24 protein-coding genes are annotated in these 24,127 nt (G+C 61.7%); 6 read left to right on the top strand and 18 right to left on the bottom strand.

Annotated elements, in window-relative coordinates; all coding sequences use genetic code 11:
• Window positions 1-77: 77 nt before the first annotated feature.
• Both A6764_RS04775 and A6764_RS04770 read left to right on the top strand, forming a co-directional pair.
• Window positions 78-467 carry a VOC family protein gene (locus A6764_RS04775; RefSeq protein ID WP_035299521.1) on the top strand — a complete coding sequence of 130 codons (390 nt, stop codon included), beginning with the start codon at window positions 78-80 and terminating at the stop codon, window positions 465-467.
• 36 nt (window positions 468-503) lie between these two features.
• Window positions 504-1,001, top strand: coding sequence for a Crp/Fnr family transcriptional regulator (locus A6764_RS04770; RefSeq protein WP_044897137.1), 498 nt, complete (start codon window positions 504-506; stop codon window positions 999-1,001).
• 52 nt (window positions 1,002-1,053) lie between these two features.
• On the opposite strand, the gene A6764_RS04765 is transcribed toward A6764_RS04770, so the two are convergent.
• Both A6764_RS04765 and A6764_RS04760 read right to left on the bottom strand, forming a co-directional pair.
• A complete protein-coding gene (locus A6764_RS04765) occupies window positions 1,054-2,370 on the bottom strand; it encodes a globin-coupled sensor protein (RefSeq protein ID WP_035299519.1) in 1,317 nt (438 codons plus the stop codon).
• A gap of 152 nt (window positions 2,371-2,522) precedes the next feature.
• Window positions 2,523-4,460 carry an AMP-binding protein gene (locus tag A6764_RS04760; protein ID WP_264622426.1) on the bottom strand — a complete coding sequence of 646 codons (1,938 nt, stop codon included), beginning with the start codon at window positions 4,458-4,460 and terminating at the stop codon, window positions 2,523-2,525.
• A 244-nt stretch (window positions 4,461-4,704) separates the two neighbouring features.
• On the opposite strand from A6764_RS04760, the gene A6764_RS04755 reads away from it, so the two are divergent.
• Together A6764_RS04755 and corA are read left to right on the top strand one after the other, a co-directional pair.
• Window positions 4,705-4,929 carry a hypothetical protein gene (locus A6764_RS04755; RefSeq protein ID WP_141669675.1) on the top strand — a complete coding sequence of 75 codons (225 nt, stop codon included), beginning with the start codon at window positions 4,705-4,707 and terminating at the stop codon, window positions 4,927-4,929.
• Window positions 4,886-5,821 carry a magnesium/cobalt transporter CorA gene (gene corA / locus A6764_RS04750; RefSeq protein ID WP_065067205.1) on the top strand — a complete coding sequence of 312 codons (936 nt, stop codon included), beginning with the start codon at window positions 4,886-4,888 and terminating at the stop codon, window positions 5,819-5,821. Before A6764_RS04755 ends, corA begins: the two co-directional genes overlap by 44 nt.
• Before the next feature lie 19 nt (window positions 5,822-5,840).
• Here the strand turns inward: corA and A6764_RS04745 are convergent, their stop codons facing one another.
• The 6 genes from A6764_RS04745 to A6764_RS04720 form a co-directional block, all read right to left on the bottom strand.
• Complete coding sequence (locus tag A6764_RS04745) at window positions 5,841-6,935, bottom strand: HD-GYP domain-containing protein (RefSeq protein ID WP_065067206.1); 1,095 nt, start codon at window positions 6,933-6,935, stop codon at window positions 5,841-5,843.
• A 231-nt stretch (window positions 6,936-7,166) separates the two neighbouring features.
• A complete protein-coding gene (locus A6764_RS04740; RefSeq protein WP_029098348.1) occupies window positions 7,167-7,469 on the bottom strand; it encodes a YunC family protein in 303 nt (100 codons plus the stop codon).
• A gap of 82 nt (window positions 7,470-7,551) precedes the next feature.
• Window positions 7,552-7,791 carry a DUF6154 family protein gene (locus A6764_RS04735; protein WP_029098347.1) on the bottom strand — a complete coding sequence of 80 codons (240 nt, stop codon included), beginning with the start codon at window positions 7,789-7,791 and terminating at the stop codon, window positions 7,552-7,554.
• Window positions 7,792-7,853: 62 nt separating this feature from the next.
• Window positions 7,854-9,290 carry a bifunctional metallophosphatase/5'-nucleotidase gene (locus tag A6764_RS04730; protein WP_035299514.1) on the bottom strand — a complete coding sequence of 479 codons (1,437 nt, stop codon included), beginning with the start codon at window positions 9,288-9,290 and terminating at the stop codon, window positions 7,854-7,856.
• 22 nt (window positions 9,291-9,312) lie between these two features.
• Window positions 9,313-10,137, bottom strand: a complete 825-nt coding sequence (locus A6764_RS04725) for a sulfite exporter TauE/SafE family protein (RefSeq protein WP_029098345.1) — start codon at window positions 10,135-10,137, stop codon at window positions 9,313-9,315.
• 22 nt (window positions 10,138-10,159) lie between these two features.
• Window positions 10,160-11,011, bottom strand: a complete 852-nt coding sequence (locus tag A6764_RS04720; protein ID WP_065067207.1) for a DUF72 domain-containing protein — start codon at window positions 11,009-11,011, stop codon at window positions 10,160-10,162.
• Window positions 11,012-11,251: 240 nt separating this feature from the next.
• Here A6764_RS04720 and A6764_RS04715 point away from each other — a divergent pair, with 240 nt between their 5' ends.
• Window positions 11,252-11,701, top strand: coding sequence for a M67 family metallopeptidase (locus A6764_RS04715; RefSeq protein WP_065067208.1), 450 nt, complete (start codon window positions 11,252-11,254; stop codon window positions 11,699-11,701).
• A gap of 76 nt (window positions 11,702-11,777) precedes the next feature.
• Here A6764_RS04715 and A6764_RS04710 read toward each other — a convergent pair whose 3' ends face one another.
• From A6764_RS04710 to A6764_RS04685, 6 genes are all read right to left on the bottom strand, one after another.
• Complete coding sequence (locus A6764_RS04710; protein WP_065067209.1) at window positions 11,778-12,977, bottom strand: Ger(x)C family spore germination protein; 1,200 nt, start codon at window positions 12,975-12,977, stop codon at window positions 11,778-11,780.
• Window positions 12,974-14,104 carry a GerAB/ArcD/ProY family transporter gene (locus tag A6764_RS04705; protein ID WP_065067210.1) on the bottom strand — a complete coding sequence of 377 codons (1,131 nt, stop codon included), beginning with the start codon at window positions 14,102-14,104 and terminating at the stop codon, window positions 12,974-12,976. Before A6764_RS04705 ends, A6764_RS04710 begins: the two co-directional genes overlap by 4 nt.
• Before the next feature lie 33 nt (window positions 14,105-14,137).
• The gene (locus tag A6764_RS04700) at window positions 14,138-15,751 is read right to left on the bottom strand and encodes a spore germination protein (protein WP_065067211.1); all 1,614 of its coding nucleotides are present in this window, start codon (window positions 15,749-15,751) and stop codon (window positions 14,138-14,140) included.
• Window positions 15,752-15,984: 233 nt separating this feature from the next.
• Window positions 15,985-17,565, bottom strand: a complete 1,581-nt coding sequence (locus tag A6764_RS04695; protein WP_264622425.1) for a flotillin lipid rafts scaffold protein FloT — start codon at window positions 17,563-17,565, stop codon at window positions 15,985-15,987.
• A complete protein-coding gene (locus A6764_RS04690; RefSeq protein WP_065067213.1) occupies window positions 17,562-18,101 on the bottom strand; it encodes an NfeD family membrane protein in 540 nt (179 codons plus the stop codon). The genes A6764_RS04695 and A6764_RS04690 overlap by 4 nt, the downstream gene beginning before the upstream one ends.
• A 187-nt stretch (window positions 18,102-18,288) precedes the next feature.
• On the bottom strand, window positions 18,289-19,773 hold the full coding sequence (locus A6764_RS04685) for an aminotransferase-like domain-containing protein (RefSeq protein WP_264622424.1): 1,485 nt from the start codon (window positions 19,771-19,773) through the stop codon (window positions 18,289-18,291).
• A 147-nt stretch (window positions 19,774-19,920) separates the two neighbouring features.
• Between A6764_RS04685 and A6764_RS04680 the strand changes: the two genes are divergently transcribed.
• Entirely contained in the window at window positions 19,921-20,865 is a 945-nt protein-coding gene (locus A6764_RS04680) for a DMT family transporter (protein WP_264622423.1), read from the top strand.
• Between the two features lie 204 nt (window positions 20,866-21,069).
• Here A6764_RS04680 and A6764_RS04675 read toward each other — a convergent pair whose 3' ends face one another.
• The 4 genes from A6764_RS04675 to A6764_RS04660 all read right to left on the bottom strand — a co-directional run bounded on the left by A6764_RS04675 (window position 21,070) and on the right by A6764_RS04660 (window position 24,092).
• On the bottom strand, window positions 21,070-22,143 hold the full coding sequence (locus A6764_RS04675) for a M42 family metallopeptidase (RefSeq protein WP_065067216.1): 1,074 nt from the start codon (window positions 22,141-22,143) through the stop codon (window positions 21,070-21,072).
• Window positions 22,144-22,329: 186 nt separating this feature from the next.
• Window positions 22,330-23,037, bottom strand: coding sequence for a nucleotidyltransferase domain-containing protein (locus A6764_RS04670; protein ID WP_065067217.1), 708 nt, complete (start codon window positions 23,035-23,037; stop codon window positions 22,330-22,332).
• Between the two features lie 40 nt (window positions 23,038-23,077).
• On the bottom strand, window positions 23,078-23,539 hold the full coding sequence (locus tag A6764_RS04665) for an NUDIX domain-containing protein (protein WP_029098338.1): 462 nt from the start codon (window positions 23,537-23,539) through the stop codon (window positions 23,078-23,080).
• A 16-nt stretch (window positions 23,540-23,555) separates the two neighbouring features.
• Window positions 23,556-24,092, bottom strand: coding sequence for a suppressor of fused domain protein (locus A6764_RS04660; RefSeq protein WP_065067218.1), 537 nt, complete (start codon window positions 24,090-24,092; stop codon window positions 23,556-23,558).
• Between the last annotated feature and the right edge of the window lie 35 nt (window positions 24,093-24,127).

Below are 24,127 nucleotides of genomic sequence, written 5' to 3'. Positions count from 1 at the left end.
CCACCGGAATCCGCGTACAGACTTTTTGGGAAAAATCGTCTACAATGAGGGAAACGCCTGGAAAAGGAGAGATGAAGATGGCAGTGAAAAAGATCGAACACGTCGGCCTGATGGTCAAGGATCTGGAGCGGTCGATCGCCTTTTACCGGGATGTCGTGGGGCTGGAATGCCGCGGCACGCTGGTCCACACCAATCCGGCGATCACGCTGGCGTTTCTGGGGTTCCCCGGCACCACGGAAACGGAACTGGAACTGATCCACGGCTACAACGACGATCTGCCGGTGGAAGGCAAGGTGCACCACCTCGCGTTTACGGTGGACAACCTGGTCGAGGAAATCGAGCGGCTGAAGCGGCTGGGCGTCACCTTTGTGGACGATGCGGCGACGACGCTGCCCAACGGTTCACGCTACATCTTTTTCGAGGGGCCGGACGGGGAACGGCTGGAGTTCTTTGAGACCACCCGCTGACGGCATGCGCCTGTTACGCGAGACGGAGGGATGCCGATGAAGCTGCACAAAGGGGACGTCCTGTTTCGCCAGGGAGAGCGGGGACCGCTTTTTCGCATCCAATCGGGCCTGCTGAAGGTGGTCAGGCTGCAGCAGGACGGCTCGCCGTTTCTGTTCAACATCCTGCTGCCCGGGGAGATCGTTCCCCACCATTCGCTCCTGTCGGTCAAGGAATACCACGGAACGGCGATCGCCCTGATGACCAGCGACGTGGACGTCATCCCTCCGGACGAGTGGTACCGCTCGCTGGAGGAAAACCCGCTGATGTACCGGGACATCGCGCTGCAGCTCCAGATGAAGCTGCGCCTCACGCAGCAGCGCATGGACCAGTTGACCGCTTCCTCCCCGGCGGACAAGCTGGCGCTTTTGAACGAATGGTTTCGCACGTACGTGGGCGATTACGCCTTGACCGAGCTGCTCACCCAGGAAGAGATCGGCCAGTTGGTCGGGCTGCGGCGGGAGACGGTGAACCGGCTGCTGCGCAAAAACACGTAGGCACACCATGGAACAGTTCCGTGGTGTGCCTGTTTGCCGTTACAGGCTTTCGTTACATGTCTTCAGTGATCGCGGACAGCTCGTCGGCGGAGACGGCCACCTGCGAAACCGCCTGATTGATGTCTTCCATCACCTTGAAGAAGCGTTCCAGCTCCCGCTGGATGTGCGTGCTCTGCTCCTTGCTCTCGGTCACCGCCTGCAAGATTTCCGCGAAAAAGGCGGTGGTCTCGGCGGTCATCGCGGTGCTGGACGCCACCATCCGCTCCACTTCCCTGACCACGGCGGACAGGCTGGCCGTCTGGGCGCTGGTCTTTTCGATCAGTTCGGTCACGCCGGAGACGGACTGTTTCGTCTGCTCCGCCAATTTGCGCACTTCGTCGGCCACGACGGCAAAACCGCGCCCTTGTTCTCCCGCGCGGGCCGCTTCGATCGCGGCGTTGAGGGCCAGCAGGTTGGTCTGCTCGGCGATGGCCGTCACCACGTCGACGATGCCGCGAATTTTCGCCGCAATCTCCTCCAGCGTCCCCATTTCCGCGGCGATCTGCTGCGCGCTCCGCTGGATCAGCCCCATCTGCTCCTGCTGCGTCTCCAGCTTTTCCCTGCCTTCCTGGGACAACTGCTGGGCGCGCAGGGAGTGGCCCGTACCGCTCTCCGCAAAACGGAGCACGTCCCGCGATTGTTCCGTCAACTGCTGCACCGACGCGCTGGTCTGCTGCGAGACGGCCGCCAGCTCGTGAGCGGACTGGGCCAGGACCTGGCGAAGCTGCTCGTTTTTCCGCCGCGCTTCCTGCCGGATCCGCTCATGCTCGTTCTCGTACTCTTCCAGCACGAGCTGCTGCTCGATGTTGAGGAGTTTCGTCACCACCGTCACGGCCCGGACAAATTCCCGCTTGTCCGCAATCGCGTCGTCCATAATCTTGATCAGCGAGACCAGCAGGTTCTGAAACGAGCTCATGTACCATTTCGGCTCCAGCCCGATTTTCACGTGGACGATGGCGATCCGTCTGCGCTGCTCGATGAAGGCGGCGTCGATCCGGCCGCTGAACATCTCTTGAATGTGCCGTTTCAGCGTCTGTTTGAGCCGTTCGATCGAGCTGTTTTTCTCGATGATGGACATCAATAGCGGCTCTCGTTCTATCTTTTCATAAAAGAAATGGACGATGTTGTCGATGTGTTGGACAATCAAGGGCTGCAGCGCTTTAACCACTGCCAGATCCTCTTCGTTCAAGTGAATCATCGACAATTGTCTGGCCAGCTCGGACTGCGGCTCAATGCGCACTTCTCCCTTTTCCCGCATGTCCCGGAAAAAAGACTCGCCGCTTCGGCCGCCCTTCCGGCCAAAGAAATTCGAAAATGGGCTCTTGCTCATTGCTTGCTCTCCTTTTGTTCCATCGATTTTCACCATGGCTACCCATTCGGTATCACCCTATTCTTATACCCCCATTGTTCCGCTTCCCAAACCCGACGCCTGGCCCCACGACCAAAAAAAGGCGCGGCCTTGATTCAGCCGCGCCCTTCGCGTCAGACGGTCCGCACCGGCAGCATCTCCAGCGCCCCCGGATTCATCAGGCTGGACGTGTCGCCGAGCGTTTCGCCGAGAAATTTCTGCTTGATCAGCCGGCGCATGATCTTGTGCGTCCGGGTTTTCGGCAGGTCGTGGACGAGATGCACTTCGCCCGGTTCGTACGGCCTGCCGAGCGCCGCGGCCACGTGCCGCTTCAGCGCCGCCGGGTCGGGCGCTGCTCCCGGTTTGGCGACGATGAACAGGATCAGCTCTTCCCCCTTGAGCGGGTGGGGCACGCCGATCGCGGCCGATTCCAGCACAGACGGATGCCGGTTGACCACGTCCTCGATTTCGCCCGGTCCGGTGCGGCGTCCCGACACCTTGATCACGTCGTCGGCCCGCCCCAGGTGAAACCAGTACCCCTCTTCGTCCACCATGACGATGTCTCCCTGCCACCACATGTCCGTCCCCAGGGAAAAATAGGTGTCCAGATACCGCTGCGGATTTTTCCAAAACCCTCGGGTTTGCGCGGGCTGCGGCAGGGTAAACACGAGATAGCCCGGTTTTCCGGCCGGCACCGGCGCTCCCGACTCGTCCACCACGCGCGGGCCGACTGCCGGCGTCACGCCCAGGCAGGTGGCTTTGTGCGGCTCGACGCAGGTGGAGGAGATGATCTCGGCAAACACCTCCGTCCCGCCGCTGCCGTTGATGATCGGGGCCCTGCCGTTCGTCCACGACGCGTACCAGGTCCAGGTCTCTTCGTCGATCGGCTCGCCCGTGTGGCCGAGGATTCGCAAGGAGGAGAGGTCCGCCTTGGCGCGAAACGGTTCGGCGTACGTTTTCAGCAGGCGGAGCGCGGTCGCCGGCGCGCCGAACACGGTGACGCGGTGTTTTTCCACCAGGTCGTACAGCCTGCCGGGATGGGGATGCATCGGACTGCCTTCGTACATCAGATAGGGAGCGGCCACCGCATGGGCGGAAAACAGCGGGAGCTGCCCCATCATCCAGCCGAAGTCGGTCACCATGAAAAAGCGGTCGTCCGGGTGGGTGTCGTAGACGAACATGCCCACTTCCGCCGTTTTCACCGCGATTCCGCCGTGCACGTGGACGATCCCTTTGGGACTGCCGGTCGTGCCGGACGAATAGCTGACCATGCAGACCTCTTCCGCGTCCGTTTCCACGGTCGCAAAGACGTCCGGCGCATCCCGCAGCGCCTCGCTCCAGCGCCAGTCGCGGCCGGGCGTGTACAGCGCCTTTTCGCCGAGCCGTTCCGCCACCACCACCGCCTGCACCGCAGGAGCCGAGTCCAGCGCCCTGTCCAGCACGTGCTTCAGCAGGACCGGCTGCCCGCCGCGGTAAAACCCGTCGGCCGTCACCACCGCTTTGGCCTCCACGTCCCGCAGGCGAACCGCCACCGCCTCGGGGCCAAACCCGGAAAAGAGCGGCACGGCCACGCCCCCTGCCTTGTAAATGCCGTACAGGGCGATCACCGTTTCGGGAATCATCGGCATGTAAATGGCGACGCGGTCTCCCCTGCCCACACCCAGGCGGTTCAGCGCGTGGGCGAAGCGGTTGGCTTCCCGGTACAGCGCGGCAAACGTGAAGCGCCGCTCCTCGCCGTCCTCCCCTTCCCAGAGCAGGGCCAGCCGCTCCGCCGTCTCCGCCTGAAGTGCCCATTTATCCAAAAAGTTGTGAACGAGGTTGATTTTCCCGCCGACGAACCACTTCGGCCACGGCAGGCCGCGGGACAAGTCGACGACGGTATGGTACGGGCGGGTGAACCGGATGTCGGCAAAGCGGAGAAACGCCTCCCAAAACCAGCCCACGTCCTCCTCCGAACGCCTCAGCAGTTCCCGGTAGTCGGCGATGTTCTCCTGCTCCATGAAACGCCACAGGTTGCTGCTCCTGAGCTGTTCTTCCGACGGCACCCACGCGACGGGACGGCTCCTGGTCATGTGCTCCCCTCCAAATTTAGTCCGAATAGTTTGAAAACAATTTCTTTTCATCATTTTCGTATGGGGGACCAGCCCCTGTCAATACGCGGCGGAAATACGACCCAGCGAGGAAACAAATGGCGGAAAGTGAGGCACACTACGGGAAGGAATCCGGGCTGTCCGTCAAAACGAAAACGGCAAGCGGACGGGCGTGCCGTCATACCCTTGATGGTGAGACCGATTGGGAAAGAGGAGGCGGTATCCCATGAAGACGTCCGACCCGGACGAGGTCGTCCGCGGCGCTCCCAGCAGACAGGCGCTGCGGACGGCGTACGAGCTGATCCTGACGCGCATCTGGCCGCGCATGGCGGCCCGGCAGACTCCGAGCGGCGGCGCGTCCCCGAACGCGCCCCCTCCCCCATCATCCACCGGCAGGAGCATGGTTCATGAAGATTCGACTGATACAGAACGGACTGATCACCCAGATTGACGACCTCGACGAGACGCGCACGCCGCCCGACAACGGCTTTTACTGGATCGACGCCACCCTGTTTGACCTCGATGTGCTGCAGCCGCTGTTCGGCCTGCACGACCTGGCGATCGACGACTGCCTGGACGAGGAGGAGCAGCGGCCCAAGCTGGAGGTGTACCACGATCACTACTTCATCGTCATCAACCACGCGGAATTCCGCGACCAGGACATCTTTTTGCGAGAGGTCAACATTTTTTTGGGCGGCCACTACATCATCACCGTCACCAAGCATCCCCACGGAATCTACCCCCGCTTGCTGCAAATCGTCAGGGAGGAAGAACTGAACCGGCCGGACGCGTTTCTCTACCATCTGGTGGACCAGATCGTGGACCAGTATTTTCAGGTGATGGAACACATCGAGGAACTGATCGAAAAACTGGAGGAAGACATCCTGCTCAACGTGCGCAAAACGCAGTTGAACCAGATCATCGGCCTTCGCAGCGAAGTGCTGTACGCGCGCAAGATGCTCCTGCCGCAGCGCGATCTGATCGATGCGCTGCACACAAAAGAACTTCCGCTGATCGAGCCCCGTCTGCGGAAGTACTTCGGCGACATATTGGAAAACGCGGTCAAGATCGTGGAAAGCTTCGAGACGTTTCGCGACCTGATCGGCAACCTGCGCGAAGCGTACCACTCCGCCGTGGCCGGGCGGACGAACGACATCATGCGCATCTTTACCGCCCTGACCACGATTTTCATGCCGCTGACCATCGTGACCGGCATCTACGGGATGAACTTCGAATACATGCCGGAGCTGAAATCCCGGTACGGCTACTACATCGTCCTCGCGTTCATGGCCGCGCTCGGCTTGACGATGTTCTGGATTTTCAAGCGGAAAAAGTGGCTCTGAGGAGACTCGCCGCGCGATCTCATACCAGTCCGTCGCAGGCGACGATCATCAGTTGAAGCCGCTTCGACAGGTCGTACTCGTACGGCGACGCCACCGGCTCCCCGTTCTCGTCGTAGAGAATGCGGACGATGGGCCTGCTGGGCATGCCCTTGTTGGAATCGACGACCACGCCCGACTCGCCCGTGTTGAGCGTCACCGACAAGCCCAGCGGATAGAGGGAGATGGTGTCCCGCATCCTCTCCACGAATGTCTTGGCAAACAGTGTATCCGTCCCGGCAAACAGCTTCTCCATCGCTTCGTGAGGCAGAAGCGGCGGGCGGTAGATGCGGTGCGTGGTCAGCGCGTCAAACACGTCGCAAACGGTCACCAACTGGGCGTACGGATGGATTTCCCCGCCCTTCAACCCGCGCGGGTAGCCTGTCCCGTCCAGCCGTTCGTGATGCTGGTACGCGCAGTGGGCGGCCAACAGCGGAATGTCTTCCTGCCGGCGCAGCAGTTCAAACCCGTACTCGGCGTGCTTTTTCATCACTTCATACTCGTCAGGGGTGAGGCGGTCCGGCTTTTTCAGGATGTCGTCGGGAATGGCCATCTTGCCGATGTCGTGCATCATGGCGCCCATGCCGATCTCCAGCACCTCTCGTTCCGAAAAACCGGATTTGATCGCCAGCGCGGTGCCGTACAGCGTCACGTTGAAGGAGTGGGAGAAAATGTAGTGATCGGAGGCGCAGGCATCGGCCAGCAGGTTCATCGCCGAGCGGCAGCCTCTCAACTCGTCCGCCATCCGGGACAACACCTGCCGCAGTTGGCGGCCCAACTGCCTGTCCGTAAACACCTGCTGCCATTTGTGCGGAAACTCGTGCACCGAGCGGAACGCGGTTTGAATGACGCTCATCGCTTCCCGCCGGGTTTGCTCCGACACGGGCGTTTCCAGCACGATGTCTTCCGTGCGCTTGTCCTGTATGTAAAGCGTGGCAATGTTCATCTGTTTCAGCCTGTCCAGCATGCGCTGCGTCAATTCGACGCCGGCGCCCACCAGGACGGTTCCGTTCTCCGCGTAAATGGCCCGGGCCAGCGTGTCGCCCGGCCGGCACTTGTGGATTGAGGTCAATCTCATGTCCATTCTTCGCCTTTCGTCATAGTACCCCTATTATAACGCGATTCGCTCGGCTTCTACATTCTTTTTCTCGACAAGGCCGCCCCTGTCGAAACGAGGAACCCGTTCGACACGCGTTGGACTGCAGGGCGCAGCAGCCAAGCCCCGCGATTCCATGAAAAAAATCGCCTCCGTCTGTGCCGACCAAGGCGATTTTTTCACGCAATCCGTATGGCTTCGCGTCCGGACAGGCTAAAACATTTTGCGGACGGCGTCGCGGCCGATTGTGCCGGGGGTGATCCCCAGGCGCTCCGCCGTGACCGTCACCGATTCCAACGGAGCGTCCAGCAGCTCCTCGATCGTTTTGACCCCCACCGCGCGGCCGGCGATAATCTCCCGGCTGGCCAGGCGTTCGTTCAACAGGCCGACGTCCAGCGCGCCGCACATGATGTACCCTTTGTCCGTGGTGACGGCCAGCAGTGTGGTCTTGGGCAGGCGCACGGTCACGGCGATGGCGGTTCCCTCTTCAAAATGGACGGGTGCGATCTCGATCATCGCGGATTCCTCCTTTGTCTCCAACTATCCGTGGCGCTACCATCCTATGACATCCGGCCAGAAAGGGTGTAATCGCGGAAGGTCAATGCACCAGCGGGGAGGGGGACTGCTCGTCTTCCATCGCCACCTTGCGCTTCATCACTTCGATCATGTAGGTGGCCAGCATCTGAAACAGCTCTTCCTCCTCCATGTCCGACACCAGGCGGAGCAAATCCTCCCGGGACTGTTCCGCCAGGATGCCGACGACGATGGCAACGATGTCCTCCTCGCTGCCGTTGAAGTGGCCTTTGTACATGTTGTACACTTCGTCGATAAACCGCATGATTCGCTCCTCCTTTCCCCTGTAGCATGCCCCATTCGCCGGGCGGGTGTGCAGGATCGCCGTCAGATGGACACGGGCAGCCAGCGCGGTTGAAAGCCGGCGCGAACCAGTTCGTCATCCCCCAGCGTCACGGCGAGGATTTCCCGCAGCAGTTCCGGGAGGTAAAACCGAATCTCGCCGCCGTCCGCCAGTTCCGGGAACAGGCGGCTGAACATGAACATATCCACGGTGCCGACCCGATACGTCCGCCCGGGATCAAGCGGCTGGCCGTTCACTTCGACCCGCTCGATGTCCGGCCGCTCGCCCGGGCGGTACCACACCCGCAGGCCGTCGATGCCCATCCAGCCGATCTGGATGCCCCGGAAGCCGAAACCGCGCAGTTCCCGCTGCACCATCTCCGGCTGGACGGCCCGCTTCAGCACCCCCAGCAGTTGTTCCCCCGTCAGCGTGACGGCGCAGGGATTGATGGGATGCGGCACGCAGGTCAGCAGGTCTTTGTACGACACAGTGCCCCGCTTCAGCGGCGCAAGCAGCAGCCCGCCGTTGGCCAGCCCCACCTCCGCCCCGGTCCATTTGCGCAGGCTGGCGGCCAGCACCGAACCAAACGGCGTTTCGTTCGACCATCCGATGTCCAGATCCGCCGAGAGAGAAACCGCCGGACGCGCCAGCAGGGTTTCGGCCGCCTGCTTTTCCCGCCGCAAAAAGTCGTCCAGCTCCGGTTCGGGCAGATAATCCTTCGTGCGAAACAGCTCGGCGCACAGACCGCTCACCTGTTTCGCCGCCGCATCCCAGGTCAGACGCACGTGTCCGACATGCTCGCCATAACGGCCTGCCTGGGCGATCAGCGTGCGGCCGATGCGCTCGCCGTGCTCCAGCAGATGATGGGTGTGGCCGCCGAGGATCACGTCCAGGCCGTCCACCTCCCGAGCCAGCCGGCAGTCCGCCTGATAGCCCAAATGGGACAGGAGCACGATCACGTCCACCTGCGGACGAAGCATGGCCACCTGTTCGCGGATCAGCGGCAGCGGCTCGCGCAGATCCCACCCCATCATCCGGTAAAACGGGACAAACGGGATCGTCACCCCCAGGATCGCCACCCGCAGATCGGGCCATTGATGCACCGCGTACGGCACCGCCCACTGCGGCGTCCGCCCGCTCGCCGGCTCGATCAGGTTGCCGGCCACCACCGTAAAGTCGGCGTGTTCGTACAAAGCGTCCAGTTTCTCTTTGGGAAAGGTAATCCCCTCGTTGTTGCCGATCGTCACGTACTGGTACCCGCTCCGGTTCATCACCCCGACGTTGGCCCGCCCCCAGGTCGCTTCCGTTTTGAGGCTCATGCGGTCCACGTGGTCGCCGATGTCGACGGTCAGCACCCGCTCGCCCCGCGCTTCCCACCCCTGCCGGTTCTGGCGCAGGCAGGAGGCGATCTGCGGCATGTTGGCAAAGTTGCTGTGCACGTCGTTGGTGTGCAGAATGTGCAAGGTACAAGTGTCCGCCACAGCTCTCCCCTCCCTCTCGCAACTACTTCCAGATCGCTTCGCCGATCATCTGGATCCCCACTCCCAGGATCAGAACCCGCAGCAGCAGCACAATCGTTTTGCCTTTCAAGCGGGCGGCCAGGGCCGCCCCCAGATTGCCGCCGATCCAGGCGCCCGGCGCCAGCATGGCGGCGAACAGCCAGTGCACGTGATCATGCAGGATGTTGGTCGCGGAACCGACAGCGGCGGAGAACAGAATGACCAGCATCGACGTAGCGGTCGCGATGTGCGGCGGGAAGCGGAACAACACGATCAGTGCCGGCACCATCAGCAGGCCCCCGCCCACGCCAAACAGCGACGAGACGACGCCCACCAAAAAGGCGACCGCCACGGCTGCCCACCGCTTGTACCCGTACTCGTACTCGACGCCGTCGGGATCGACGAAGCGGCGCTTCACATCCCAAGACAGGTTTCGCGGCTTGATTTTGTCCTTGACCATCATCAGGGCAAACATGCCCAACTGAAACAGCCCGAACAACAGCGAAAACGTCTTCACTGGCAGTAGTGTATTCAGGTAGACGCCCGCGACAGCACCGGGGGCGCTGCCCAAAAAAAAGAGCAGGGCGGTCTGCACGTCCGCCTTTTTCTGCCTGATGTAGGAAATCGATGACGAGAGCGCCGTCACCCCGATGACCAACAGGGACGTGCCGGCCGCCACCTGCGGGCTGACAGAGCCCGGCTCGTAGGCGTTGGCAAAGTAAAGCAGCGCCGGCACAAAAAACATCCCGCCGCCCAGGCCGGCGATGCTGCCGATCACGCCGGCCACCAGTCCCACGACGAGAAACAAAGCCGCCATAGCGTAAACCATCTGCAAACCTTCTTTCGTACTGTTAGAACAGCTCCAGTTGACGCGGATTCAGACCCGTCGGCCGGACGTCCAGCATGTCCATGAACTGCTTGGCGTTGCCGGCGGCGTGCCCGCCCGAGTTGTTGTTGAACAGGATGCACACTTCCGCCGCCTCTCGGGCCACTTCCCGAACGCGCGGCACCCACTCCGCCAGTTCCGATTCGCTGTACTGGTAGAGATAGCGGACATCCCGCCAGTTTTGCCCTTCGCCCGGATCGCGCCAGCCGGAGACGTTCCGCCCGTGAAAGCGGATCAGGGCCAGCTTGGGGTCGGTCACGGCGACGACGACAGGGACGCAGCCGCTGCCTGCCTGCGGCTCGTCGCAGAGGACGTGTGCCGCCCCGATGGTTCTGAGAAACTCCAGGGTCTTCTCACGGTAGCGCGGCTCAAACCAACTGCGGTGGCGAAATTCCACGGCAAACGGATACGCGGCCAGCGCCTGCCGGCAGGCCTGGACGTACTGCACGTGCTCCCGCGTGCAGTCAAACCAGGGGGGATATTGAAACAGCAGCGCTTTCAGCTTGCCCGCCTCCACCAGCGGCTGGATGCTCTCCTCAAACTGGCGGAACAGCTCCCGCCGATCCAGGGGCGCTTCACTGCGCTGGTGGCCGGTCATCGCCTGATGCGGCTTGACGATGAAGCCAAAGCAGTCCGGTGTTTCACGCGCCCACGTCTCGTAATTGCGCTGCGGTAAAATGGCGTAAAAGGAACTGTCCAGTTCCACGATGGGGAAGTGGCCGGCGTAGACGGACAGCTTGTCCCGGCTGCGCGTCCCCGGGGGATACAGGTCGTAGTGGTCTCCCCAACCGCACACTCCCACATGGATCGTATTCATCTCAGCGCATACCTCCAACACCAACGGGGAAGAAATGACCAATCGTTCAGGAACCGGCCCCTGCCCGTTCGTTCATGGCGGGACCCCTTTGCGATTAAGCATACCAAACTATGCCGGGAGGGAAAAGTGGCGAATGCCTCCCGGTTGCGCACCGGACGGCCCATGGTACAATCGACTGTAACAAGTCATGTTTGCTTGTGCCGTTGATGCACGCCACATTCCTGACGGAGGAGAAGCCGCATGTACGACGATCTGATGGGCCATCCCTTTGCCAGTCGAAACGCCGTTTTGTCTCTGGCCCGGCACACGGCCAAACGCCTCCTGGCCGAAGCGCAGGAGGCGTTACCGTACGAGTATTCCGCGCTGCTGACAGGGCGCGGCTCTATGGTGACCGGCCATCTGCCGATGCGCTCGGCCGGCCACGGCAGGCACGCGTTTTCGTGGGACGCCCCCTCCTTTTTTCAGGCGCTTGCCATCGTGAGGAAGGCTGGCGTCCAGTGGGTCGGCGTCCTGCACAGCCATCCGACGACCCCGCCCGTTCCCTCCGAAGCGGACCAAAGCGGCTGGCACTATCCCCAGCTCGCCTACTGGATTCTCGGCCTCGCAGGCAGTCTCCCCGACCTGCGGCTGTACCAGTGGTCGGACGGCCGCTTTGTCGAGCGCCCCTACGCGCTTGCGGACATCACCTGAAGCGCGTCTCCACGGCAAGCGCCGCGCTGCCGCGCAGCGTTTGAACAACCATCCACGCCTGACGGGAGGAAGGGGATCACGGGTTTGAGTCTCGATCCGGGGTTCTGAGAGAACTGCCGATCGTCCGGATCTTCAAATCAACATTCACATCGACGACCATCTGTTCCATAAAGGTTTTGGGGTCTCGCTTCAACGCATGGTACAGGTCCGGGTGGTTTTTCAATCGGGTGGTCAACCGGAACACATCCGCTTTGAACTTGTCTTTCAGCTTGTTCGCCGTCGCGGTTAGCCGTTTTTTCAGCATGGCCCCGTACCACCGCTCAGCCTTTCGGATCTGTTCCGGTTCGGAAAAGGAGGCGCCCAGGCATTGGTATTCGATCAGCTCCGTCTCGAGACTGACCCGAAACGTGAGATGGGGACGGCCATTTTGCATGGCAGGTTCGATTCTGCTTCTCCCCGCCAAGATCTGAAGCCCCGCTTTTTTGCCTCCGGAACACGGGAAGGACAGCAGCCCCCGTTCAATTTCATTCTGCAAAAGGGACAGGTCCTGCATTTGATCCGTTGAAAGGGTACCCACCATTTTTTTGCGGTCAAATACGGCCGCTTGTTTCATGTTGATCTTTTTGTTTTTGTCCAACGACGCTGTTACCAGGATGAACGGTATGTGTCCCCGAACGCTTTTGGAGACCACCCCCAGGTTGGACTCGGGCATCACCAGCGTCCGCTGTACATTTGCCGCCATCTCCGCCATGTGCAGTGCCGGGGTGGGTTGGGAGATGCTCGGCGTGGTAAAGAACCGGGAAACCGGTCCATCCAGCACGATGATTTCCGTGTGGCGTCGCATCTGGGGCAGACGGGTCAAAAAGTCGTACAGCTCGTTGATGCCGTTTTTCGCCAACGTTTCCCCCACCCCGATGAGCTGCAGGTGAGCCAAATTGGGAATGCGATCACTGAGGGACACGATCCGCTCGATTCCTTCCGAAAACGACGGCGTCGTGATGACGATGTTCGTGTAGGCTTTCCGGCTGGTTGCCTGCGTACTGCCCCCCGCTCCCATATTCCCTCCTGCGCCTGCCGGTTCGACCACCTGTACGAGAACCTGGTACATCCGCATCTTTTTGCCTTTGTACGTGGCCGGAGGCAGCTCGTCAACTCCGATGCCGACAATGACCGCCCGCTTCTCCAGCTCCCGGTAATCCCAGCATCCGGCAAGCAGGACGCCGATAAAAAGGATAACCGTGACGGCCGCGAGCCAGTTCCGACGCCGTTTTGTCATGTCACATCACCGTCCTTGCGGGGAGAAGAGAGATGTCCCAGCTTGCGCCGCACAACAATGCACACCAGCATGATCAAGGGGTACGGAACGGTAAAAAACAATCCAACAAGCCCGACCTTGTCGGACCACTTCAGCATGGCGATCAAATTGTCGGGAATCAGCGACAAGACGAAGACCAGCGGCAGCAGCAGCACCATCCACCACCGCAACGCCAGGCGCGGAAACGTGCGATGGAACGAAAACGCACTGCTGAAAAAGAAGCCGAGGTGGGTGGTGTACGCGAGCGGAAGCCACAGGATGATCAGCAGCAGTTCGGCCCGCTCCACAAACTGGCGCACCAGCTCGATCGTCTTTGCCATGGTCACGACGGGAAAGGTCTGGGTGATGGTCACATCCGGACCAAGGGTCACCAGCGTGCCCAACACGAGAAAGGCGTAAAACATTCCCCCCGCGGCAATCGCGATCGACGTGCTGGCGAAAGCCTTCTCCTTGCGGGTGACGAACGGATAGTACAGAAACAGCACTTCATAGCCGAGGAACGAATAAATCGTTTGGGGAAGGGCAGAAATGACGGGACGGATGCCGTCCTGAAACGGAATTCGCAGTTCGGTCCAGTCAGCGCGCAAATAGGCCAGCAGAAAAAACATGACCATCAACAACAGCGTGACGGGCAGCCCCGATTCGAACATGCGGATGATCGGCATCAGCCCGTTCCATGCGGGGTACACGAGCACCAGCAGCATCGCGGCGATAATGACTTCCACAGGCGTAAACGGCAGCATTTCCTCTCTCACCACTTCGGCCATGACGCGAATGCCGGTAACGGTAAAGAACAGATAGTACAAGCCCCATGCGACGTTCAACAGGCTGCCGATGATGGTTCCAAACAGCTTGGGATTGTAGTCAAACACGGTCTCATGCGGAAACGTGCGGGCCACCCGGTTGATCACCCACAGCGACGCGATCGCGCACAATCCCGCCAGGATGACGGTCAGCCACGCATCTTCCCGGGCTTTCTCCATCGCACCTCTGGGCATGATGAGGAACCCTACTCCCACAAAAACGCCGAATTCAAACATGACAAGCTGGGTCGGACTAATCGCGGGACGCTGTTCCAGTCCTTGCACGAGTGATCATTCCTTTCGCGGAAAATGCAGCCTTTACTTGTTCCGCCGGTCGCGGTGCATCATCGGGGAGTCCCCCGCTTTCTTTGGCTTGCGCGTTTTCAGAAACGCGGGGCGTGTTTGCAGCTTTTTCATCGGAATGCGAACCAGCATATCCGTCCAATCCCGCAAACGCAGCGGAGAAAGCGGAGCCAGATAGGGAACGCCGAATGAAACAAGCCGGGCTACATGGGCGTGGATGAGGAACAGGCCCAGGATGAATCCGTAGGTCCCCAATAAACTGCTGCATAACAGCAGAAAGAAACGCAGAATCCGGTACGTGATGCCGAGATAATACACAGGCGCCGTGAAGGAGGAGATCGCGGTCAGCGCGACGATGACGACCGTCACGGGACTGACCAGATTGGCGTTCACAGCCGCTTCCCCAATCACAAGCCCGCCGATGATGCTTACCGCCTGCCCGACCGGTTTGGGCAGCTTGATGCCGGCTTCGCGCAAAATCTCGATCATCAGTTCCATGATGAAAATTTCCACCAGAAAGGGAAACGCGACCTTGACCCGAGCGGCGTCCATGGAGATGAGCAGCCGGGTGGGAATCAGCTCCGGGTTGTACGCGACCAGTGACAGGTACAGCCCGGGCGTCGTGATGCTGAAAAACAGGGCGATCATCCGCACAAAGCGGATCAGCGTGGCGTACTGCCAACTGGTGTAGTAATCGTCGACGGTTTCCAGCAGTTGAAAGAACGTGATCGGCAGAAGCAGCGCGTGCGACGCCCCCTCGACCATGACCGCCACGTTTCCCTCGATCAGATAGGAACAGGTGACGTCGGGCCGTTCGGTGGGGCGCAGTTGGGGAAACAGGGAGAACGAATTGTTCTCCAGGTATTCCTGAAGCTGCATCTGGCCGATCAGGCTGTCTGTTTCGATGCAGGAAAGACGCCGCCTCACTTCTTCCACGATGCGCGGATTGGCCACGTCCGCGAGGTACAATACGGCGGTTTCCTGCTTCGTCCGTCTTCCCACCACGACGGATTCCACCCGCAGATACGGGTCGCGCAGGCGCTGGCGAACCAGTCCGATATTGGTGTTGAGGGTTTCCACAAAACTTTCTTTCGGTCCAATGACGCTTTGTTCCGTGTCCGGCGGCTCGATGCTCCGGCCGTTTTCCTTTTTCACTCCAACAGCCAACCCGGCTGTCTCACCGTCCACCAAGAGCAGCGCTTTGCCGTACAGGATCTGCTCGATCGCGGTCTGCCAGTCCTCCACCCGCTGTGTGTCACTTGCGGACACGATGCCCTCCTGGATGAGCGGGAGCAGGCTTCTCTCCTCCTTGTCCCCGGCCGGGGACGTCTCCTGAGCGGTCGGGAACAAGCCCGCTCTCTGCTGCAGGGACACGATCACCTGCCGGTTCAGGCGGTCGGGATCTGCCAGACTGCGCAGGAAGAACAGGCTGACATTCCTGTCCAGACACGTGAGGTGGCAGGCGGCAAAATCACTGCTGCCGCCCAGCCGCTCCGTCAGCTCCTCCGCGTTTTTGACCAGCGACGCATGAAGGGGCGTTTTCCCGATCGTGTTCACCGCTTGTTTTTCGCGTAACAGAAACCGCTTTGATTTATCCACCGATTTGCGCCAAAACAGGTTGAACTGCATAGGGGGTTCAAACCTTTCCTTCCATTCATTCCCTTCAAGCCTCTATAGTGTTGGCGAATCGCGGTCCAATTATGAATGAATTCCCCGGCGCTTCCCGCCTGCTGCTCCGATCGGCATCACGATTTACGCGAAGGGATGGGCGCATGACAAAAAGCAGGCTTCCCCCCGGCGAGGGAAACCTGCTTGTGATGAACATGGAATGGCCCCAGCGGCCCCCCTCCACAAGGGGGGCGTCAGGTCTGCTGTTCCGCTGCGGACCTTGCCGGACGATGGGCAGGGTCCGCAGCCGGGAGCGGCTCGGCCGCGGCCGCCGCCTGCTGCGCCGCGGGCTGCGGCACGGCCGGGGCCTCCGGTTTGGCCGGCTGCATGAAGTCGGCGATCATTTTGTTCATGTCCAGACCGGAGACGTCCTTCAGCATTTCCGGAAGCTGGGCCATCAGCCTGGTCACGTTGCCGCTCAGCCGGTTGACGCCGTCGCCCTGCCCGCCGCCGGTGTCGATGATGGTCACCTTGTCGATCGCCTTCATCGGCTCGGCCACCTTCTCGGCCAGCTCAGGCAGCATCTTGGCGATGATGTCCAGCACGGCCGCCTGCCCGAACTTTTCGAACGCTTCGGCCAGCTTCTCCTTCCCCTCCGCCTCCGCTTCCAGCTTCAGGCGGGTAACCTCGGCCTCGGCGCTGCCTCGCGCCTTTTCCGCCTCGGCGATGGCCAGCCCTTCCAGCCGCTTCTGTTCGGCCAGCGCTTTCGCTTCCGCCTCGATGCGGTACTTCAGCGCGTCGGCTTCGCGGATTTTCTTCGCCTTTTCCGCTTCCGCCGCCTGTTCCACGGCATAGCGGTCGGCGTCCGCCTTTTTCTTCACTTCGGCGTCGTACTGCCGCTCGCGGCGCAGGATTTCCTTTTCCTCCAGCTCGATTTCCTTCTGCTTGCGGACGAGGTCGATTTTCATCTCCTCCTCCGTCACCTTTTGCTTCGCGACGGCTTCCTGCAGCTTGTAGGCCTGGTCGGCGACGGCTTTCGCCTTGTCCTGCTCCTGCTTGAAGGAGGCGATTTTCAGTTCCTTGTCCTTCTCCGCCTCGGCGATGTTGGTCTCTTTCAGCAGTTCCGCCTTGCGCGCCTCTTCTTCCGCCTGGGCCTGGCGGATGCGCGCTTCCTTGTCCGCTTCCGCCTGGGAAATCGTGGCGTCCCGCTTGACGGCCGCAATCTGCGGAATCCCCAGCGCCGCCAGGTAGCCGTTTTTGTCGCGCACGTCCTTGATCGTGAAGCTGACCACGGAGAGCCCCATCTTTTTCAGGTCCTTGGCGGCGACGGCCTGCACCTCCTGGGCAAAGCGCTCCCGGTTTTTGTAGATCTCCTCCACGGTCATGCTGCCGAGGATGGCGCGCAGGTAGCCTTCCAGCACTTCCTGGGCCTCCGCTTTCAGCGCGTCGTCCGACTTGCCCATGAACTGCTCCGCGGCTGTGGCGATGTCCTCGATCGACCCGCCCACCTTGATGATGGCGACACCGTCCGCCATCACCGGAACGCCCTGCTCCGTGTACACTTCCGGCGTGGAGACGTCCAGCTTGTGGGACAGCAGGCTGAGGAAGTTGGCCTGTTGGAAAATCGGCAGGATGAAGGCGCCGCCGCCCCGGACGATTTTCATCTTGCGGCCGGACTCGTCGCTGAGCACGTTTTTGGTGCCCAAAAAGCTGCCGGTCACGATCATCGCCTCATCGGCGCCCACCGTCTTGTACCGGGCCCAAAAAGCGATGCCCAGCACCACGAAGACGCTGACGACGACGGCGACGGTGACGAGAATAGTCGGTTCGTTCATAGCATGCTCTCCTTTTCTTCATAATGGGGGAACGGTGTGACATGCAGAACGTGGTCGCGCACCTCTACCACCACGACCCGCGTCCCTTCCCGGATCGGTTCGCCATCGACGCTGGCGGCCATGTGGTGGGTGGTGCCGGCCACCATGGCAATCAGCACTTCTCCCAGACCGCCCGAGGGGATCGACGTCCACACTTCGCCGATCTGGCCGACGAGCTGCTGCATCGAGTACCCGGTCGAGTTTTCCGCCTTCGCCATCGGCTCCACCCAGACAAAGTACGCCAGAACCGCCAGCGCCGCTCCGCCCGCAGCGGCCAAGCCCAGCACCGTCCACGCGGAAAAGGAGGTCAGACGGGACAGGAGCAAACCCGCGGCGCCAAAAGCGGTGATCCCGCTGACCAGGAGGACGGGCTGCAGCACCGGCAGATGGGTCTGTTCCAGCCAGTCGGAAACGGCCCCGCCCCACAAAAGCGTCATCAACGTATAGACAAGGCCAAACGCCATGCAGATGAGGTAGACGGTATCCATCACGCCCATGTTTGTCACCCCTTTCCATTCCTGTCATCCTTTTCATACGTATGGGTAGGCCAAATGTTTCGATTTTTCGGCAATATTTTCATCGAAAGTGGGACTTGCGTTACATGCTGGTCAGACAAAAAAAGCAGACGTCCCCGCCGCTTCGGACGGCAGGAACGTCTGTCAGGTTCCGGTCTCGGCGCTTTGATCACCCATCACGGACAGGGGACCGCCATACGGACCCCGTCCTCTTCCGGCCGGTCTCCGCCATTTTGATCGCCTCCGCCAGCCTGCGAATCCCCTCCTCCAGCGCCTCGCTGCTCTCCCACGAATACGTCAGCCGCATCCAGCCCGGCTCCGCTCCAAACACCTCTCCCGGCGTCATCACCACCCCCGCCCGGATCGCCGCCTCCAGCAGGTCCCGCCCGTCAACGGGCGTGTTCAGCCTGCACCAGATGTGGCAGCTTCCCGCCGGCACGTTCCACGATGCCTCCTTCCGCAGGTGCGTGTCCAGTGCCGCCAGCATCCGGTCCCGCTGGGCGGTGAGAAACGGGCGCAGCCGCTCCATCTGTCTCTCCCACAGCCCTCCTTCCAGGGCCAGCCGGGCCAGCTGCTGCGAAACCGAGCTGGTGCCGTAGTCCATCTGCTGTTTGGCGTCGGCCAGCCGTTCGATGACCGCACGCGGCCCTGCCAGCCAGCCGATCCTCAGTCCGGACGCGATCGTCTTGGACAAGCTGCCGACGTACAGGACGGAGTCTCCGGTGTCCAGCGCCTTCAGCGGCAGCGGCGGACGCTTGGCCCCGTCCAGGGTGAGCGCTCCGTACGCGTCGTCCTCCACCACCGGAATCCGCAGTTCCCGGCAGACGGCCAGAAGCTGACGGCGGCGCGATTCGCTCAGCACGGTGCCGGTGGGATTGTGAAACGTCGGGTTGAGAAACACCATGCGAATCCGGTGTTTTTTGTACAGCGTCCGCATCTCGTCGGGGATCACTCCATCCGCGTCCATCGGGAGCCGGTAGAGGCGCAGCCCCGCCGACGCGAACAAGGGCAGCGAGTACGTGTACGAGGGTCCCTCCATGGCGACGGCATCGCCCGGGGCGAGCAGGCAGAGCGAAATGAGATGGAGGGCCTGCTGCGCGCCCGAGGTGATCAGGATCTCTTCGGGCGAGACGGCAATCCCGTAATGGGTGCGCAGGTGGGCGGACACAGCTTCGCGCAGATGCGGTTCCCCTTTGGGATGGACGTACCCCAACTCGATGGCATCCAGCTTTCCGCCGGGCAAACGCTCGAACCCCAGTGTTGGGAGCATCGCCGTCGCCAGGTCCGCCTTGGCCAGATTGATGATGGCCGGATTCCACCCGGCTTCGCGGATTCGCCTGACGATCGGCAGCGCCGGCAAAAACGCCCCGCCGGTGGTGTACTGGTGCCAGTTGGGCACTTTTTGCACGCCCCACAGGTGTCGGCTGACCCATGTGCCGCTCCCCTGCAGGGACTGGATCAGTCCGGCGGCGCGCAGCTCCTCGTAGGCAGCCGAAACGGTGCCCCGGTTGACGCCGTACTGGCGGGCCAGCGTCCGCTCCGGCGGCAGCGGGGCCCCCGGCGGCAGCGCACCGCTGACAATCTCATGTTCCAGATGCGCAGCGATCTGTTTGTAGACCGGCTGCTCCGCATGCTTGTCCGGCTTCCATTCCACGTGACTTTCCCTCCCGTGCCATCGTTTCCTCCTATGTTCGACAAATTGGCTGATCCACCCTGCGACCAATTGGCTCAAGACTTTTCGCACAGCCTGCCCTACCATGGAGGATGCAACCACATGCTGTGAAAAAAGGATGGGATCATCATGGGAGTTCAAGCCCGAAGCCGGAACAGCCAACCGTCGGGAGCGGCGCAGGAAGCCGCGGGCCGGCGGGGGGAACGGCTCGGCCTCGTCTGGGGTCTGCTCGGCGTCTTCAGCTTCAGCCTGACGCTTCCGGCCACCAAGGCGGCCCTGACCGCCCTGTCTCCGCTCACGGTCGGGCTGGGGCGGGCGCTGGTCGCCGCCGTGCTGGCCGGTTTGGTGCTGCTGCTGAAACGAGAGCGGGTGCCAACCTGGCGGCAAACCAGGCAGCTCGTGATCGTCGCCGCGGGAGTGGTCGGCGGCTTTCCGTTTTTAACCGCCTGGGCGATGGAACGGGTGCCGGCCAGCCACGGCGCGATCGTGCTGGCCCTGCTTCCGCTGGCGACAGCGGGAGCGGCCGCGTTTTTCGCCGGGGAGCGTCCTTCCCGGCGGTACTGGATCTCCAGCGCCGCCGCCTGTCTGGCGATCCTGGCGTACGCAGCCGGCACCGGACTGGGCGGCCTGCAGCAGGCCGATCTGGCGCTGCTCGGCGCCGTGCTGGCCGCCGCCGTTGGATACGCCGTGGGCGGACAGCTGGCCCGCACGATGGGCGGCTGGCAGGTGATCAGTTGGGCGCTGGTCTTTTCCTTTCCACTCCTCGTCGTCCCCATGGCCGTCCCGCTCGTCTCCGAGCTGCGGAACGCTTCCTGGAGCGCGTGGCTGGGTTTTGGCTACGTCAGCGTGGTCAGCCAGTATCTCGGCTTCTTCGCCTGGTATCACGGCCTGGCCGTAGGGGGCGTGGCCCGTGTCGGCCAGACGCAGTACCTGCAGCCGTTTTTCACTCTCGCCGCTTCTGCCCTGCTTTTGGGCGAATCCATCACGCTGGGGGCGGTCGCCGCTGCCGTCATCGTCGTGGCCGCCGTAGCCCAAGGACGCCGTGCCGCCGTCATTCGCATCGAGCGGTCATGACGGAAACAATCCGGCTGTGCCCTGTCCCTGGCTAAACGGAGCCGGACTGCTTTCCCGAGTGATGTCATAAGCGGCAACACACAACGCTGACAGCGGATACCAACGCGCTGATCAGAAGCAGTTGACAACCCCGGTTCTGGCAGTGCATCTTTCCAAAGCAAAAAATCCGGATCTGCCCGCTTCCCTCGGCAGATCCGGATTGCGTTACCGGCTGTCTGAACTTTTTTGTCCCAATCCCTTTATGGACTGGACCGCCGCTGCATCCAGCTTCTTCAGAAGGGCGACGAGGAGCTTTACCGCATGGTCCAAATCATCCCGGTGGACGACGGAGACGTGGCTGTGAATGTAGCGGGCCGGCACGCCGATCACCATGGAGGGGATGCCGTTGTAAGCAGTGTGGATCTTTCCGGCATCGGTGCCGCCGCCCGGCATCACGTCGATCTGAAAGGGGATGCCGTGTTCCCGCGCCGTCTCGATGACGAAGTTTCTGAGCTTGATGTGGGGAATCATCGTTCGATCCAAAAATCCCAAAAGCGGCCCTTTGCCCAATCGGGTCTGCCCATCCTTTTGGGTCATGCCCGGCGTGTCCCCGGCCACTCCGACATCCAGCGCAAACGCGATGTCCGGTGAAATCTTGTGCGCCAGCGTCTCGGCGCCGCGAAGTCCCACTTCCTCCTGAACGGTGGCGCCGGCGTAGACGGTATTGGACAGGTCTTCCCGTTGAATCCGCTCCATCACTTTCAGCGCGAGGTAACAGCCTGCCCGGTTGTCCCACGCTTTCGCCAGCAGCAGCTTGGGGTTGGGGAGGACTTCAAACGGACACACGGGAACCGCCGGGTCGCCCACCTGGACGCCGAACCGCTCCGCTTCCTCCCGGCTGGACGCACCGATGTCGATGAACATGTTGTCGATCTCCAGCACGTTTTTTCGCTCTTCCAGCGAAAGAACATGAGGCGCTTTGGAGCCAATCACCCCGGTCAGGTCTCCTGCGCCGGTCAGCACTTTCACCCGTTGGGCCAGCATCACGTGTCCCCACCAGCCGCCGAGCGGCAGAAACCGCAAAAATCCGTCTTCGGTGATGTGGGTAATCAGAAACGCCACTTCGTCAAGATGCGCCGCCAACAGGATTTTCGGTCCCGATTCCCCTTTTTTCCCGACGATGCTGCCCAGGTTGTCGGCAATCAGCTCCGTTTGCAGATCGGCCAGGTGTTTTCGCATCACCTCGTGGATGCGCACCTCAAATCCGGGCGGCCCGGCCGTCTCCGTCAGTTCCTTCATCAGCAGCAAATCCTTCTCCAGAACCCATCCCTCCTTTTGGTAACCCGATCGTTAGCCTTCCCCAATGGGTCAGCCGCCATGATCCCCGGCACGTGGTTCCCTCCTATTGTCACCCGGTCGTGCGGAGGTTCATTCGGGTCCAGCCGCTTTTTCCGACAAAAAAGCCCTTCCCGGTTCCGGAAGGGCTTAGGCCATGCGGCAGTAATAGGATTGGTTCAGGCGGATCGCAAGCGCCTGGACGGCATTGCGATCCACTTCGTCCGGCAGGGGAGAACGCTCGTATGCGGCGGTCATTTCCGCAAACAGCGTTTCGGCGTAGTCGAGCACGTCCGCAAGCGGCCACTCGCCCCGCTTGATCGCCGCCAGCTCGCTGGCGCTGGGGCGGTGCACCTGCAGCGCTCCCGTTTCCAACAGCTCCCGTCCCATCTGCAAGAGCCGGATCAGATGGTGGGCGTCTTTGGCGTCGTAGGGCTCCCCTTTTCTCGCCAGCTTGCGGATGCTGCCGATGGCGTACCCGCCGTAGGAGCGGTAGAGGCGTTTGGACAAAAACAGGTCCCGGTGGGCCCGCAGCTCTTCGCCCCGCTCATCGGCGTACAGGACGTGGGCAGGCTCCACATGGAGCATTTCCAGGATCGTGGGGTTTCCCTTCACCGCCAGTTTGAGGTACTTGTTCAGGGCGTACACGACCGTGTCCGGTACATCCAGGATCGTCTGCTCGTACGTCTCCAGGCCGAATACGGCTTCCACCGGGGCGAAGGCGATCCCGCGCAGGTCCACGTCGCTCTCGTTCGTCTCCGTTCCGTAGCTGCGGCTGCCCCCGTACACCAGGTAGCAGAGACGGTCCCGCAGGTCGGGCGCCTGCCGCAAAACGGCCGCCAGCATCGATTCGTTCATTGTCTGTCACCGCTCCTCTGCCGCCATGTTCGCCACCGGTTCATTCCTGTTGGGAACGGCTGCCGATGTAGCCGGGGATGTACCCCGTTTCCGTCAGCGCCTGGATCACCTGCTCGCGCCGCAGCGGGTTGTACAGCGGACACGTGCAAAACTCCTCCACCGGCACCCACCCGGCCCAGTCAATCTCTTCGTCGTCCAGTCCGCCGGGGATGGGCGCCGTCTCCTCCCCGACCAACCGGGCCAGGACGCCGATGCCGATCGTGTGCTTGCCGTCACCGGCGGTGTCGATCCGTTCATCCACCCAGAGCATCCGCTCAAACTCCACCAAAAGGCCGGTCTCTTCCCATACCTCGCGCCGCACCGCCTCCGGAATGGTTTCCAGAAACTCCACGCTGCCGCCGGGCAGACTGTAACAGGGCTGTCCGCCGCTTTTTTCCCTGATCAACAAAATCGCGCCCTGGTGTTCCACCACGACGGTGACCCTCATACGAATCGCTTTCATTCCGCTCGCTCCCTTTTCATATGACAGGGGGACGCGTCACATCCAGAGAATTGACTCCGGTCTCCGCAAAGCGTTTCTCCAGTGCGTCGAGTCCTTCGTTCTTTACAAAAGCGGCCTCCGATTCGGAGATGGCGTGCAGCATCATCATCCGAACCACGTCGCTTCCGTCGGTAAAGAGGTCGAAGCCGTCCGCTTCAAAATAGGGGGAAGTGGCCAGCGCCCAACGCAGGCAGGAGCCCTCGGCAATGGGTTCCCGGAGCAAAAAGACGTCCCCGTCCCCAAGCCGCCTTCCCTGTTCGCGCCACAGCCGGGCCACCTGTCCGGCCACGTGCCCGAGGTGGGTGACCATCGCGGGGTTGAACCGATACGAATAGAAGACGCACTCCGTTCCTCCCGTTTGATGCAGCTCCAGCGTCACGTAGGTCCACCAGCCCCGTTTGCGCGTGGCCGGATAGACGGCGATCAGCACGTCCGCCTCCTCGGATTGATACAGTTGTTCCGTGCATCCAAACATCCGGCTGCAGTGGCCCAGCAACCGCTCTACCATTATCATATGTGCGTCTCCGTTCCAACCTGTCGTAAAAAACC

Origin of the sequence: Brevibacillus sp. WF146, assembly GCF_001673705.2 — a bacterium.
Taxonomy (GTDB): domain Bacteria; phylum Bacillota; class Bacilli; order Brevibacillales; family Brevibacillaceae; genus Brevibacillus; species Brevibacillus thermoruber.
Note: the sequence above shows the minus strand (reverse complement) of the source record. Positions and strands in the feature narration are given on the sequence as shown.